The sequence below is a fragment of the Methanolobus mangrovi genome, from assembly GCF_031312535.1.
In the GTDB taxonomy this organism is placed as follows: domain Archaea; phylum Halobacteriota; class Methanosarcinia; order Methanosarcinales; family Methanosarcinaceae; genus Methanolobus; species Methanolobus mangrovi.
On the sequence record NZ_CP133594.1, the window covers coordinates 2319727 to 2334649 of the forward strand.

Annotated in this window: 16 protein-coding genes; 11 read left to right on the plus strand and 5 right to left on the minus strand. The window is 42.6% G+C overall.

The genetic code is table 11. The features are described from left to right. Window positions 1-79 precede the first annotated feature (79 nt). The 7 genes from mutL to RE476_RS11240 all read left to right on the plus strand — a co-directional run bounded on the left by mutL (window position 80) and on the right by RE476_RS11240 (window position 7350). On the plus strand, window positions 80-1993 hold the full coding sequence (gene mutL, locus RE476_RS11210) for a DNA mismatch repair endonuclease MutL (protein WP_309307721.1): 1914 nt from the start codon (window positions 80-82) through the stop codon (window positions 1991-1993). A 41-nt stretch (window positions 1994-2034) separates the two neighbouring features. Further along, on the plus strand, window positions 2035-3045 hold the full coding sequence (locus RE476_RS11215; RefSeq protein ID WP_309307722.1) for a cobalt-precorrin-5B (C(1))-methyltransferase: 1011 nt from the start codon (window positions 2035-2037) through the stop codon (window positions 3043-3045). Between the two features lie 2 nt (window positions 3046-3047). Further along, window positions 3048-3629, plus strand: coding sequence for a cobalt-precorrin-7 (C(5))-methyltransferase (locus RE476_RS11220; RefSeq protein WP_309307723.1), 582 nt, complete (start codon window positions 3048-3050; stop codon window positions 3627-3629). 298 nt (window positions 3630-3927) lie between these two features. Next, window positions 3928-4620: an energy-coupling factor ABC transporter permease gene (locus RE476_RS11225; RefSeq protein WP_309307724.1), complete on the plus strand. Its 693-nt coding sequence runs from the start codon at window positions 3928-3930 to the stop codon at window positions 4618-4620. Then, window positions 4617-4913, plus strand: coding sequence for an energy-coupling factor ABC transporter substrate-binding protein (locus RE476_RS11230; RefSeq protein ID WP_309307725.1), 297 nt, complete (start codon window positions 4617-4619; stop codon window positions 4911-4913). Before RE476_RS11225 ends, RE476_RS11230 begins: the two co-directional genes overlap by 4 nt. Before the next feature lie 313 nt (window positions 4914-5226). Continuing rightward, window positions 5227-6009 (plus strand): cobalt ECF transporter T component CbiQ, encoded by a 783-nt coding sequence (gene cbiQ, locus RE476_RS11235; RefSeq protein WP_309307726.1) that lies wholly within the window; start codon window positions 5227-5229, stop codon window positions 6007-6009. Window positions 6010-6018: 9 nt separating this feature from the next. Beyond that, window positions 6019-7350, plus strand: a complete 1332-nt coding sequence (locus RE476_RS11240; protein ID WP_309309610.1) for an energy-coupling factor ABC transporter ATP-binding protein — start codon at window positions 6019-6021, stop codon at window positions 7348-7350. Between the two features lie 13 nt (window positions 7351-7363). Here RE476_RS11240 and RE476_RS11245 read toward each other — a convergent pair whose 3' ends face one another. The 3 genes from RE476_RS11245 to RE476_RS11255 are packed head-to-tail and all read right to left on the minus strand — an operon-like array spanning window position 7364 to window position 9034. Next, window positions 7364-8200 carry a TIM barrel protein gene (locus tag RE476_RS11245; RefSeq protein ID WP_309307727.1) on the minus strand — a complete coding sequence of 279 codons (837 nt, stop codon included), beginning with the start codon at window positions 8198-8200 and terminating at the stop codon, window positions 7364-7366. Further along, on the minus strand, window positions 8200-8532 hold the full coding sequence (locus RE476_RS11250) for a hypothetical protein (RefSeq protein WP_309307728.1): 333 nt from the start codon (window positions 8530-8532) through the stop codon (window positions 8200-8202). Before RE476_RS11250 ends, RE476_RS11245 begins: the two co-directional genes overlap by 1 nt. Before the next feature lie 31 nt (window positions 8533-8563). Continuing rightward, complete coding sequence (locus tag RE476_RS11255; RefSeq protein WP_309307729.1) at window positions 8564-9034, minus strand: phosphopantetheine adenylyltransferase; 471 nt, start codon at window positions 9032-9034, stop codon at window positions 8564-8566. A gap of 148 nt (window positions 9035-9182) precedes the next feature. On the opposite strand from RE476_RS11255, the gene radA reads away from it, so the two are divergent. Further along, window positions 9183-10160, plus strand: a complete 978-nt coding sequence (gene radA / locus RE476_RS11260; protein WP_309307730.1) for a DNA repair and recombination protein RadA — start codon at window positions 9183-9185, stop codon at window positions 10158-10160. Window positions 10161-10319: 159 nt separating this feature from the next. Beyond that, window positions 10320-11000, plus strand: a complete 681-nt coding sequence (locus RE476_RS11265) for a phosphoglycolate phosphatase (protein WP_309307731.1) — start codon at window positions 10320-10322, stop codon at window positions 10998-11000. Between the two features lie 66 nt (window positions 11001-11066). On the opposite strand, the gene RE476_RS11270 is transcribed toward RE476_RS11265, so the two are convergent. Together RE476_RS11270 and RE476_RS11275 are read right to left on the minus strand one after the other, a co-directional pair. After that, on the minus strand, window positions 11067-11342 hold the full coding sequence (locus RE476_RS11270; RefSeq protein WP_309309611.1) for a PRC-barrel domain-containing protein: 276 nt from the start codon (window positions 11340-11342) through the stop codon (window positions 11067-11069). Between the two features lie 48 nt (window positions 11343-11390). After that, window positions 11391-13631, minus strand: a complete 2241-nt coding sequence (locus RE476_RS11275; protein ID WP_309307732.1) for a CDC48 family AAA ATPase — start codon at window positions 13629-13631, stop codon at window positions 11391-11393. A gap of 263 nt (window positions 13632-13894) precedes the next feature. On the opposite strand from RE476_RS11275, the gene RE476_RS11280 reads away from it, so the two are divergent. Both RE476_RS11280 and RE476_RS11285 read left to right on the plus strand, forming a co-directional pair. Continuing rightward, window positions 13895-14107, plus strand: coding sequence for a TRAM domain-containing protein (locus tag RE476_RS11280; RefSeq protein WP_309307733.1), 213 nt, complete (start codon window positions 13895-13897; stop codon window positions 14105-14107). 121 nt (window positions 14108-14228) lie between these two features. Then, window positions 14229-14879: a flavodoxin family protein gene (locus RE476_RS11285; RefSeq protein ID WP_309307734.1), complete on the plus strand. Its 651-nt coding sequence runs from the start codon at window positions 14229-14231 to the stop codon at window positions 14877-14879. Window positions 14880-14923 lie beyond the last annotated feature (44 nt).

Here is a 14923-nt window from a genome sequence, read left to right on the forward strand (position 1 = left end):
AAAATAGTAACAATCAGATAGTTTTGGGTTAAAGGTTCAAGGGATCATAAATATACTTATTGTGGACAGGAAGTGAAAAATGACGGATAAAGCATGTGATATCGGGACTTCAAGAATAAGATTACTGGATGAGTCCACCATCAATAAAATAGCAGCGGGAGAAGTGATTGAGCGCCCTGCATCTGTGGTAAAGGAGCTTATCGAGAACTCTGTCGATGCCCATGCTTCCGAAGTTCGAGTGGAAATAGGGGGGTATGGCACGAAAAGTATTCTTGTCGTGGACAATGGTGTCGGAATGAGCCATACGGATGCTTCACTTGCCTTTAAGAAACATGCCACCAGCAAAATAAACACGATCGAGGACCTCGACCGAATCCTTACGATGGGATTTAGGGGTGAAGCTCTGGCATCCATTGCTTCGGTTGCAAAGGTTGAACTCGTCACTCGACAGGAAGACAGCATCGGAGGCACCAAAGTCGTTGTTGACGGCAGTGGTATCAGAAACATAAGTTCCGCAGGTACGGCTGTGGGAACCAGCATACTTGTCAATGACCTATTCTACAGCACACCTGCCCGCAAGAAGTATCTCAAGAGTGCAAGGACAGAACTTTCTCACATTATAGATGTCGTTTCCAGGAATTCACTTGCACATTCAGACGTTTCATTCACTCTTGTGATAGATGGGAAGGTATCACTCAGGTCCCCTTCATCAGCTAAAATGCTGGACAGCATCGTTCATCTCTATGGTGCTGATGTTGCACGTTCACTTGTTCCACTGGAATATGAGTCGGACCTGCTTACGATATCCGGTTATATCTCAAAGCCTGAACTTACAAGGAGCGGAAAGGACCTTCAGGTCTTTTTCATAAATGGCAGGTCCATTTTTTCAAATCAGATAAGCAATGCTGTCAGGCTTGGATACTACACCCTTCTTCCGAAAGGTCGCTATCCTGCAGCTTTTCTTAATTTCATTATCGACCCTGTAAATGTGGATGTAAATGTACATCCTGCAAAAAGAGAAGTAAGGCTGAGCCATGAAAAAGAGATCGAAGCCATGGTTATCTCTGCTGTTGAGGATGCCCTTGGAAGAGGTTCACTGGTTCCCGAGGTACAGGTCAGGAAAAAAGATGTGCCTGTCCAGGTCCGTTTATCTGAGCCTGAGGTGAAAGAAGAACAGGAAACTGCAAAAACATCCGCTTCATCAGATAAATTGAATGAATACGCCGGTTCAAACGTTTCGTATAAGGCGGATATTTCGGATGCATTGCTTGATGTTCAAACGAAAAGTGATCTTATCAAAGAGAGCAAAGAACCTTATCATTATCCTGCCAAGGATACCCAGAAGCGGCTGAAGAAAAGTGAGAGGCTGCAGATGAGCGTCACTTCAAATGAGATTGCAGAGCTTAGCAGCTCATTCAAACCATCTGATGTAAAAGTATACGGACAGTACGCTGACCTTTACATAATCAGTGAGATGGATGGCAAGCTCATACTCATTGACCAGCATGCTGCACATGAGCGAATAATGTATGAACAGGTGCTCAGGATGCAGGACATGGCCTGGCAGGAACTTATCACGCCTGTGACACTTGACCTGAGCCAGAAGGAGAAGGCCATAATTGAGGATTTCATTCCTGATCTGGAGAACATCGGTTTCTCAATCTCAGAATTTGGTCCGAAAAGCTATGTAGTGACCACGGTTCCAAGCATTTTCGGCAAACTTGAGGACACTGATGTAATACATGATATAATTTCAGATCTCCTGTCCACCGGGAGGGTGAAAGAGGATACTGAAAGATATGATCTCCTTTGCAGTACTATGGCATGTAGGGCAGCTATCAAGGCAGGAGCGGTGTGCAGCACAGGGCAGATGGAAGAACTTATCCGTCAGCTGATGCGCTGCAACAATCCATACACATGTCCTCACGGTCGCCCTACTATGATTTCCTTTACTAAAGATGAATTAGCAAAGCTGTTCAAAAGGACCGGATAGAGTCGGTAGATTTTAAAAGTATTAATTACAATTGACCTGAGATGATCGACCCGGTAAATAAATCAAAGATACCAGACGAGTGGCTGGATCGCTCAAAAATGCCACGTGAAGAGCTGGAAGAAGGTATAAAGAACGGAACTCTTGTAGTTCTAAGTGATGGTTCTGTACTGAAAAGAGGATATACTACCGGGACCACTGCAGCACTGGCTGCAAAGGCATCAGTTCTCTCGCTGGCAGGTGAAGTGACTCATGTTTCCGTACCAACACCTGTAGGACTTCGCGCAGAGATGGATGTCAAAGGCGACAAAGGACATGCTGTGGCAGTAAAAATGAATAACGATCACGAATCTGATATTACCAGGGGTCTTGAGTTCGTTGCCGATGCCAGGGAGGCAGATGGAATTACTGTTTATGCAGGCGAAGGCATAGGAATTGTCACTCGCAGCGGCCTTGAATCAAGGAAAGGGCACCCTGCTATCAATCCTGGTCCTATGGGCCAGATAAAAGCATCCATTCAGGAAGCTGTAGATGAACTCGGGCTGAAAGGCGCCGAGGTTACTGTCTATCTTCCAAGGGGAAAAGAGGTAGCGAAGGAGACTCTGAACAGCCGTATTGGTATCGTTGACGGGATCTCTATCCTTGGCAGTACGGGATTTGTGGAGCCCTGGAACGATCATCTGGGAGAGATGAAAGGTGATCTCATCAGGCATTCTGACAAGGTAGTGCTCACAACCGGAAGGGTAGGTATACGTTACTCGACCATGCTTTTCCCTCATTACACTGTTGTGCTCGCTGGAAGCCGCATATCCGAAGCCCTGGATTCTGCTCATGGTGATGTGGTTATTTGCGGACTGCCGGGTCTTGTATTGAAATGGGGCAATCCTGACATGCTGAAAGATAGCGGGTTTGCCACAGTTGTTGAAATGCTTGATCTTGATCCGCAGAACCAGCGCTTGAAAGAGGCTTTTGATATGGCTGTGGAAAAAGGCAATGGTGCCCGCATTGTTGTTGTTGACAGGGACGGGACCGTGTTGATGGACAGCGGGGAATAAACATGATAATAGTGGGTGTCGGTGTTGGGCCAAAGATGCTTACCCAGGAAGCCATAGAGGTCATCAGCAATGCTCCTGTAGTATATGGTTCCAGACGCTCCATCGAACTTGTAGAAGAGTTCATCAAATGTGAATCTCATCTGATCAAGGATTATAAGAATCTTCATCTTTTACCTGATGATGCTGTTATATTGTCCACCGGTGACCCAATGTTCTCAGGACTCGGCAAATTTGCCACCGAGAATGACCGTGTCGTCACAGGTGTATCTTCAATACAGGCTGCATGTGCTCGTTTTCATGTTGAGATGTCAAATCTTGCCCTAATAACAGCACATGGTAGGGATCCGGCTCCTGCAAAAGAAGCTTTTGTCAGGGAAATTAGCCTGGGCAAAAACATCTTTCTGTTGCCAGCCGACAGTTTTGGACCTAAGGAAGTTGCACTAGTTCTTCAGGAAATGGACGTGGATGCCAGAATCTGTATCTATGAGGATATAGGGTACCCATATGAGCGTGCTGTATGTGGTACTGTGGCTGAGCCTCCTGAGAATCGTTCTGATATGTACTGTATTGTGATCGTACGTTAGATGGTTTCAAAAAAGCTTCATTTTTATAATTACACAATTTCTTCTGTTTTAACAGTATCCTTCTCATTTCATAACTATATGTGTGCTATAGCGATAGTAATAACCATTAAAGATTAGTGGCATGTCATAATGTATTTATTTGTATTATTATAGTGACTAACGTTACTAACCACAAACGTGAATCGTTATGTTTATGTACCATAACATATTACATCCATTATCCAAAACAAATTTAGTTGATTAGGTATGGTACTTTAATTGATTATGTATTGTGATCAAAAATGGAAGGTGAAAATTAATGCATATATTTGAGGGCTTTCTACCCTCTCCCTGGTGGCAGGCATGGTTCGTATTCTCCATCCCTGTGATATTGTATGGCATGTACAAAATGAACAAACTTGTGAGTGAAAGAAGAGAGGTTGTACCTCTACTGGCAGTCGCCGGAGCATTCATATTCGTTCTTTCATCTCTGAAACTTCCTTCTGTTACTGGAAGTTCCTCACACCCTACAGGAACCGGAATGGCTGCCATTCTCTTCGGACCGGCAATTACAGCTGTTCTTGGTGTAATAGTTCTTCTCTATCAGGCAATTTTCCTTGCACACGGTGGTATAACAACCCTTGGTGCAAATTCTGCATCCATGGCAATAATAGGTCCTTTTGTTGCTTATGTATTCTATAAAGCAGCATCCAAGGCAGGAATGAACTTCTACCTGAATGTTTTCCTTGCAACAGCGATCGCGGATTGGGTAACTTATGTTGTAACATCTTTACAACTGGCGTTGGCGTTCCAGTCGGGGGGAAATTTCTTAACGTTGTTTGCAGGGTTTGCAGGTATATTCGCAGCCACCCAGGTTCCTCTTGCAATACTTGAAGGAGCACTCACTGCACTCATTATGAAATATGTAGTTCAGATTAAAAGTGATGTACTTGTCGATCTTAATGTCCTCACTACTGCAACAGTTGCAAAACTCAAGGAGGCAATGCAGTGAAATTAGAGTATATTGTAGCTATAGTGGTATTGCTCTTTGCTGCTCAGTTCTTCTATGGGGCGATGGCAAACCCGGATTCTGAGTTTGGCGGTGCTGACGGTGCAGCAGGGGATTATATCTCTGAGGAGGTTAGTCCTGGCTATGAACCTACAGTGCCATGGTTCCAAAAGTACCTATTTGAGCCACCTGGTGGAGAAACAGAAAGTCTTCTCTTTGCACTTCAGGCCGCATTTGGTGCCATCATCATAGGTTACACAATTGGCTATTATAAGGGAAAAAACGAGGCTAAGTAGTATATTATGTGTGTCCTGCAGGGCACACATAAGTTATTATTTACTCCTTAAAACCTCCATATTTCTACTTTAATTATTTGTATTGATTTTACTAAATCAATTAATTCTTCTTTATGTTGTCAACTATAAAATAGGGTATTTATGGTATGGTATGTTAACAAATATTTTTATTAAAACGTGAGCTTCTTATTGGTTATGGTTTCTAACGATATATTTATGTATAATGCACAGTCTCTTATTTCCTAACAATTGTAATCTAAGTTAAATAAAGTGAAATTTATTTAATGCTGCATTTTAATAACGTGATTGAAAAATGACATACATTCTGGATGATTATGCAATATTAAGTCCATTGAGGTCCAGGAACAACTGGCTCAAATTAGCTATCGTAACTTTCGGAATTTTGGTAGGTATTTCATCTACATCTCCATTTGTTCCCTTTACCATAGCACTATGTATGAGTTTTACAACCATTTATTTTGGGAAGATTCCTCCAAAGTTCTATTTTCAGATACTTGCAGTGCCGGCAGGTTTTGTATTTGTGAGTGTTGTGATAATTGCATTCTTTTTTGGAGAAGGCACTAAATTCTTTGCATTTGATATTTTAGGATACACGCTCGGGGTGAACTCACAGGGCCTGAATATGGCGCTTCTCATCCTTGCAAGAACAATTGGCGGTATGTCATGCTTGTTCTTCCTGTCACTGACAACTCCTATGATAGAACTGTTTGCAGTCTTAAAGAAAGCAAAGTTTCCGGAGTCCTTTGTGGAGATTTCCATGATGATGTATCGCTACATCTTTGTCTTTCTTGACGTTGCAATGGGGATAAAATATGCTCAGGAAGTGCGCCTGGGGTACAGGAACTTTAAGACATCGTTCAGGTCCATGGTAATGCTTGGTGCCAATCTTTTCATAAGGTCCTGGGAGCAGGGTGAAAAACTCTACCTGTCTATGAATTCAAGATGTTATGACGGTAAAATGATAATGTATGACGAAAAAAGGCCTGTAAAGATGCCTGAATTATTGCTGACCGGGGTCTATTTTGCTATTGTGCTTACGGTCTTCTATTTTACAAAGGGAATGTCGTTTATTTGAGGTGAAATGGTGGTTATTTTAGAAACAAAAGGTCTCAGTTACTCTTATCCTGATGGTACTCTGGCCCTTGATGGTATCAGCATAAAGATCGAAAAGGGCAAGAAGATAGCCTTTGTCGGTCGTAATGGTTCGGGAAAATCCACCCTTTTCATGACACTTAACGGTACTCACCGTCCTCAGAAAGGCGAGGTGCTTTTCCATGGGAAGCCCCTGAAATACGACTCAAAATCCCTCAGGGAAGTGAGGAAAAGTGTGGGTATAGTCTTCCAGAATTCCGATGACCAGATATTTGCTCCTACTATTTACCAGGATGTGGCTTTTGGCCCCACGAACCTGGATTATCCTAAAGATAAGGTTGCAAAGATCGTCCATGATACACTGGAATATGTAGGTTTGACTCATCTAAAGGACAAGCCTCCTCATCATTTAAGCGGCGGACAGAAAAAGAGGGTTGCCATAGCAGGCGTAGTTGCAATGGATCCTGAGGTCATAGTCCTCGATGAACCTCTTTCCAATCTGGATCCGGTAGGTGCGGATGAGGTAATGGACCTTCTTAATGAATTGAATTACTTCGGCAAGACTATAATCATTTCAACACATGATGTTGATCTGGCATATGGATGGGCTGATTATGTTTTCCTTATGAACAACTGCAATGTCATCAGTGAAGGAACTCCCGAGGAGATATTCAGGCAGACTGAGAAGCTCAAGGAGGCCTACCTTAAAAGACCTATAACTCTTGAGATCTACGATGAAATTCGAAAAAGAGGTATTGCTCGTGCTTCAAGACCTCCTCGTGATATTCCAGACCTTGTACACACCTTAAGGCCACAAAACCTGATGTGGGTTGATGTTCCGCCCGAGGTAAAGGAAGGTGAAACTATCAACATGGGAATTCTTTACGGGGAATTTGCACAGGATTCCATGTATGAAGCTGCAAATTGTAAAGTCCTCCACATTCATGATGAAGGCCTTGCAATAGTTGAAATGGGCAGAAAACCCCTTAGGGCAGGTTCCATTGGTATCTATGATACTTCCTGTTATGACAATGAGGAACTTTTGAAGATCATAAAAAGGGATGGTGTTGAATGTGTCGGTGCCATGGGCAAGAAAAGCAAAATAGTTGCTGAGAGGGATGAGATCTATCTTGATGTCACCTCCGGAGTCATTGACCGGTCAATCCTCAATGCACTTTCAGGCCAGCGTTGCCTTATACTTACGCATGGTGGCATGGTGGAGCATGCTCTTGAAAGGATAAACGGGTATATTGAAAAGAGTGGAATAAACCTTCATGTAGGGGTTGTGAATGGAGATCTGGAAGGAAGTGAAGGTTCGCGCTGAACAAAATGAGAGTTTAGATGCTCTCATATGTCTTTTGTAACAGGAGTGCATCCCCTTCGTTATCGGGGCTTTCGCATATCAAAAGGCCTTTTACTTTGAAATCCTTCAATGCTCTCATCAGTTCGGCATATTCAAGATCGGAATCGTCCAGATTCAGATGATTTCTCTCTCCTTTTTCGCTATATTCGATGCCTGATACATGCATGTGCATTTCATCAAGTCCTTCCCTTCCAAGTTCATTCTCTATCATCCCAAGTGTGGAAGCGAACTCTTCATAGCTATTTTCTGCTCCGTTGCTTCTGGCATGAAGGTGCGCAAAATCAATGCATGGGAGCACATTATCTATTTCACAGCCAAGCCTTACATTCTCTTTAAGGCTTCCAAACTGGGTTGCTTTTCCGGTGGTTTCCGGGCGAAGGATCACATCGATACCTTCATCCTCCAGCCGGGAACTGAGCAGTTTCAGCAGTTCGTAAACACTTTCATAGACATTTTCCGGAGCATCCTTGTGGTAGTATGCAAGGTGGAATACGATGTTCCTTGCACCACAAAGACTTCCGATCCTTGCAGATGTGTATATCCTTTCGATGCTCGCATCTACTTTTTCCGGTTCGGCTGAGTTGAGATTTATGTAGTAAGGTGCATGTACACTCAGTGATATGTCTTCTTTTTCAGACATGTCATGGACTTCTTTTGCAGTGCCTTCTCCCATCTTGACACCACGGACAAATTCAAGTTCCATACAGCCAAGTCCTAGCTCATGAACTCTTTCAATGCCGGATATGCTGTTTCTTTTTTTCGAGCTTTTTGGTGTTCCGGCAGTTCCAAAAAGCAGTTTTGCAGGCTTCATTATGCCATGCCGAGTTTTGCCTTGAGTTCCTTCAGTTTTTCAGTTGAAAGCTTCTCTTCGACCAGCTCGAGGAAAGTATCAACATCGTCCTCTTCCAGTGACCTGATGTCCTCTTTTCCTTCCATAGCAAGCTGGAACAGATACTCCATCTCTTCTTTTTCCAGTTTATTCATCCTGTTTCTGAAGTCTTCGCCATCTTCAGCGATCTTGTGTGACAGGGGTCTTAGAATAAAAGGATAATTATGCCCTGCTGAAGATACTGTGTTTCCGCTGAGTTCAGGTGCAAGTTTGTTAAAGATCTGATTGTCCATTTCGTTGAATACTCTGCCCATGGACTTAACTTGTAAAAAGTAGTTAATAAAATTATGTTCTGGAACCGGATTGCAGATGTCCGTGAATATCTATCTCTCCGTGGGCTATCCTTGTGGAAGAAATCGGCTTTTCATCATCAGCAAGGACATATTCTATCCTTACAACCTTAATCTCCTTCATGCCACTCTCGCTCCTTAGTTTGTTGATCTTCAGGGCAACAGGGTGTGTCTCAGGGGAGACTACAATGTAGTCATAGTTTTCTTTGAGTGTATTCCCATAAGGGTCATTTAGCTCTATAATAGTATATTTCCGGTTTTCTGATATCTCATTTATATATTGGAGGATTCTTTCTTTCCGGATACTATATTCAGGAACACTGCGTGGACGCTTGTTTGCCATCGCATTGGATGTAAGGCCAATATCCACTTCTCCATCTTCAGCAAGTTCAAACGCTTTTCTTAATAGCTCTTTGTGTCCATCATGAAGACATTCGAAGGTTCCGCCTACAACTACTCTGGCCATTGCTTCTTAATACGTGCTTCAAATGATAAGTCTTGTGTTATAAATAATACTTTCACCCCGCTCTCTTCATGTATATATACTCACAGATCAATTAGGTAATCGAATTGTGCACCGGAAGAAAACATGTGCACCCATGGAGTTAAGATAAATGTCAGAAGTGTTATTAGAAGAACTGGACCACGTTGGTCCGGCAACCGCGCAAAAATTGAAAGATGCAGGATTTACAACAATTGAGGCAATTGCTGTCTCCTCTCCGGCAGAACTTGCAACCGCAGCTGAGATCGGTGAATCAACAGCTTCAAAAATTATTCTTGCAGCCCGTCAGTCAGCTGATATTGGGGGTTTTGAGACGGGTGATGTTGTGTTGGAGCGCAGGAAACTTGTGGGTAAATTATCTACGGGTTGTACTGAATTCAATGAGATGATGGGCGGAGGAATAGACACGCAGGCAATAACTGAACTCTATGGTGAATTCGGTTCCGGTAAAACACAGGTTGCACACCAGCTTGCTGTAAATGTACAGCTACCAAAAGAACAGGGTGGACTTAGTGGTTCTGTAATAATCATTGACACTGAGAATACCTTCAGGCCTGAGAGAATCAAACAAATGGTGGATGGCCTTTCCGAAATATATGGTCAGGAATACGATCATGAAGAATTCCTCAAACACATACATGTAGCACGTGCATACAATTCCAATCACCAGATACTTCTTGTTGATTCAGCAATGGAGCTTGCTAATGAACTAAAAGATACTGATATGCCGGTGAAGCTTTTTATTGTTGATTCCCTGACTGCTCACTTCAGGGCGGAGTACATAGGAAGGGGAACACTTGCCGACAGGCAACAGAAACTCAACAAACACCTGCATGGCCTGCAGAAGTGCGGTGATCTCTATAATGCTTGTGTCGTAGTCACAAACCAGGTTATGTCCAAACCTGATGCGTTCTTCGGTGACCCTACAAAACCAATCGGTGGTCATATTGTGGGACACACAGCAACTTTCAGGCTATACCTGCGTAAGTCCAAAGGGGATAAGAGGATAGTCAAACTAGTGGATTCTCCAAATCTTCCTGATGGAGAAGCAATAATTTCCGTGACAACTCCAGGTCTTCGTGACCCTTGATTGCAAATATTAACGTAGGTGTCTCCTTTATGGAGATTCCGACATCTTTTTATTTGTTGTTAATTGCATATTTTGTGCTATTTTTTGTAGTTATTTCTGCCAGCCAGATATATGGGGCGCACTGAAAACACTTTTATCCCTGCCTTCTTATCTATTGCTATGAAATTCAAGGCACTTGTAATTGACATAGATGGTACTATCACCCATATGGATCGCAAACTCAGCCTGGAGGCTGCTGCAAAACTGCGTTCACTTGATATTCCTGTTGTGATAGCAACCGGAAATGTCCTCTGCTATGCAAAGGCAGCAGCCAAACTGGTGGGAGTATGCTGTAATATCATAGCTGAGAATGGTGGTGTCATAGTTGATGGATTTGACAAGGAACCTATTATTTCTGATGTGATCCATGAGTGTGAGGAAGCATATGAGTTTCTCTCCGGGACATTTGATCTGGAAAAGCTTGATTCAGTACACAGAATGACAGAAATTGTGCTTAGAAATAATTTTGATGTTGAAGAGGCCAGGCAATTACTGGGCTCACGTTTTCCGGGAGTTGAAATAATTGATACTCATTTTGCTATTCATATAAAGAGCAGGAAAATAAACAAAGGTACAGGTCTCCTGAAAATGGCAGAATTAATGGGGCTTAAAACATCCGACTTCGTTGCCATCGGTGATTCTGTGAATGATCTTGAAATGCTTGAAGAAGCAGGCTTTGCAATTGCAGTGGGCAATGCTGACGATTTCCTAAAAGATATCGCTGATTACGTAAGCACGGAAACATATGGTGATGGCACTGCCGAGGCCATAGATTTCCTTTTATCCAAAGGTCTTATCTAAACCAACTCATAAACAAAAAAGATGGCAGAACTGCAAAGGCAAATATGTGCTTTGCAGCCTCTAAAATTACATGCTGATACTTTCACTTTTAAGTCCGCGTGCTATATTCTTGTCAACAACTATGTAGTCCTTTATTGCTCTTACAGATTCAAAAGGCAATAATATGTACTGTTCGTCAACCTTGTATCTTGATGTATCAAGACTCATGTCCGGTTTAACTATCAGGTCTATGATATCTCCTGTTCTGATATCCATTACAATGTTGAACAGAATACCAATTTCTGTTCCATCTGTTGCCATTACCTGTTTGCTCGAAAGGTTTTTTGCAAAGACATTTGCCATTTTCATTCGCCCCTTTGTATAAATGTCACATCTAAATTTTTCATATATTTATCTGTATCCTATATAAGAACTTGCTTCTTCTTTCCTTATGCCGCCCTTGAACTGTGCCTGTATTTTCTCATAATATTCCACCATATTCTCGGATAGTGTTGGCCTGACCTTGTTAAGAGCTTCCCTGAAGTATTTCATACTAACCTTTTGCACTTCAAAGTTGTCTCTCAGTGCCAGCATGACCGCTTCCCTGCAAACTGCTTCAATGTCTGCTCCGACGAAGCCTTCCGTGATGGTTGCAAGGTCATCAATTGTGACATCATCATCCATAGGTATGTTCTTGGCGTGTATTTTGAAGATTTCTTTTCTGCCTGCAAATGTAGATTGCCCTACAAGTACCATTCTGTCAAATCGTCCTGATCTGATGAGTGCCGGGTCTATAATATCTGGGCGGTTAGTTGCAGCAATGACTACTATTTCTTTTAACGGCTCAAGACCGTCGAGCTCTGTCAACAGTTGGTTCACAATTCTTTCGGATACTTTAGAGTCCTCAGAGGCTGCACTTCTCATTGGTGCAATGGAATCTATTTCATCAAAGAATACTATGCATGGGGCCACCTGTCTTGCTTTCTTGAATGTCTCCCTGATGGCTTTTTCGGATTCTCCTACCCATTTGGAGAGCATTTGCGGTCCTTTCACACTAATGAAATTTGCATTAGACTCATTTGCGACAGCTTGTGCAATAAGTGTTTTTCCGGTACCTGGCGGGCCAAACAATAAAACCCCCTTTGGAGGTTTTATTCCCATGTTCACGAATTTTTCAGGGTTGGTAAGCGGCCATTCCACAGCTTCCCTCATTTCCTGTTTAGCCTTGTCAAGCCCTCCTACGTCATCCCATTTTACGGAGGGGATTTCTACGAGGACTTCTCTCATTGCGGAAGGTTCTATTTCCCTGAGTGCATTCTCAAAGTCGTCCTTGCATACCATAATGGTCTCAAGTATCTCTGGGGGTATGTCTTCGTCTTCAAGATTGATATCTGGTAAGGCACGTCTCAATGAACGCATTGCAGCTTCCTGTACAAGGGCCAGGAGATCCGCACCAACAAATGCCTGTGTGTGTTTTGCAATGTAATCTAAAAAATCTTCATCGACATCATCAGCAAGCGGGACGCCTCTGGTATGGATCTGCATTATTTCCAGACGGTCATCTGTATCAGGAACACCAATCTCTATTTCCCTGTCAAATCTTCCGGGCCTTCGAAGTGCCGGATCAATTGCATCCAGGCGATTGGTAGCACCTATTATAACGACCTGTCCTCTTTCCTCAAGGCCGTCCATCATTGTGAGCAACTGGGCTACAACCCTGCGCTCAACCTCGCCTGTAACGTTCTCTCTCTTTGGTGCAATGGAGTCGATCTCATCGATAAATACTATGGATGGGGCATCATCCTCAGCTTCTTCGAATATTTTACGGATACGCTCTTCACTTTCTCCGTAATATTTGCCCATTATCTCCGGGCCGGCTATGTAAAGGAAATTTGCTCGTGACTCATTTGCAACAGCTTTGGCAATTAATGTCTTTCCGGTTCCGGGAGGTCCGTAAAGTATGATACCTTTAGGTGGTTCAATATTAAGCCTCTGGAAGAGTTCAGGGTGCTTTAATGGGAGTTCTATCATTTCCCTTACGCGCTGTATCTCTGTGCTAAGACCGCCAATATCTTCGTATGTGGTGCCCCTGGTTGCGCCATCGTAACCACGCACGGGTTTCTGGCGAAGTTCTATTTCTGTAAATTCTCCAACGATGAGGACCTCATCTTCTTTTGGTTCAGTCTCAACGGCTACAAGCGGTATTGCCTGTCCGCCGCCCATCTGGCTAGACATGGGCTGTGTCATTGAACTTATAATGGGTACTATGTCTCCTTCTACAAGAGGGCGTTTCATAATATTACGTTTGATTATCTCGCTGATGTGGTCTCCATACTCCATGGTGACTCCTTCAGGAGGTGCAAGAATTACTTTAGTAGCAGTTACGACCTCGGCTTTCCTTACCGTAATTCTTTCTCCGATCCCGACACCTGCGTTCTGCCTGATAAATCCGTCTATTCTGGCGATTCCCTGTCCCCAGTCCTGCCTTTCGGCTCTCCATACCTTGGCTGCAGTCTTTCTCTTTCCTTCTATCTCAACAATGTCGCCAGGTGAGAGTTGGAGACTTAAGAGTGTAGTAGGGTCCAGACGAATAATTCCCCTTCCAAAATCATTTGGGTGTGCTTTCTCTACTTTTATCTGTACTTCATCCATTATTTTCATCCCTACAATTATTTTAAATCAATAGTGTGATTGTGATTTATATCTACCTATTTTATTCTAAAGAATAAATAAGATATGGTATCCGGCTTTATTTAGAATGTTATATTTTCTCCCGAACCTTTAAATATCAGGTGTGTATACTTATCGGTGTAAGAATTAATACTATTCTGGGATTCTGTTAAATTGGATTTTTATCTATTGCGGTTTTCAGTATGGTTTTAGTCTTAGCTTTGAATTAAAGGACGTGCATTATTTTGTTTAATAACAATGACAGAGAATCAACAGCCCCTGTAGAGGTTGGAGAGACCTACGAAGTAACGATTGAAGATATCGCAAGAGAAGGAGATGGCATTGCCAGAGTAGAAGGATTTGTAATCTTTGTACCTCAGACTCAGGTCGGCGATACCGTAAACATCAAGATCACAAGAGTATTGCGTAAATTTGCTTTTGGAGAAAAGGAAGAATAATTCTTCAAAGAATGGTTTTCACCATTCTTTTACATTCTTTTTTGTTTTTACTTTCGTTTTATTTTCTTTATACTTCTGATTAAGGAAATGTATTTATCCCTCAATAGCGCATGCTTTTACTATGGGGTTAAAAGCATTATTTCTGAATTGTACGCTGAAACGTTCTCCTGATGTATCAAACACTAGGGCTCTGATCGATAAAGCTGTCAGGCTTTTTGAAGAGTTAGGCGTTGAAAGTGAAGTTATCAGGGTTGCCGATTATAATGTAAAGTTTGGTGTTACGTCTGATGAAGGGGATGGTGACGAATGGCCGTTAATACTGGAGAAGGTCAAAGCATGCGATATCCTTGTTATAGGTTCTCCTATATGGTTCGGTGTCCGATCATCTGTGACACAGATGGTGTTTGAGAGACTTGATGGTACCTATGGGGAAGGTGATCCTGAAACCGGCCAGTTCCCGCTTTACGGTAAAGTAGGTGGTGTGGTTATAACCGGTAATGAGGATGGAGCACATGATGTTGCTGCCAATACCTTATTCAACCTGACACATCTGGGGTGTACCGTACCACCTAATGTTGACAGTTATTGGGTAGGTGATGCTGGTCCGGGTCCAAGCTATATTGCTGCTGGTGGGGAGAAACATCTCTACACTAACAAGACAGTGCGATATATGGTGCATAATCTTGCTTTCTTTGCAAAATTATTGAAGGACAATCCTATTCCTACAAATATAAATAAATTATATGAGGATGCACTCAGGGAAAGTGAATAGTTTCCTTAAGTAATCTGATTGTTTTTAATTAAAAAAGAAATGAA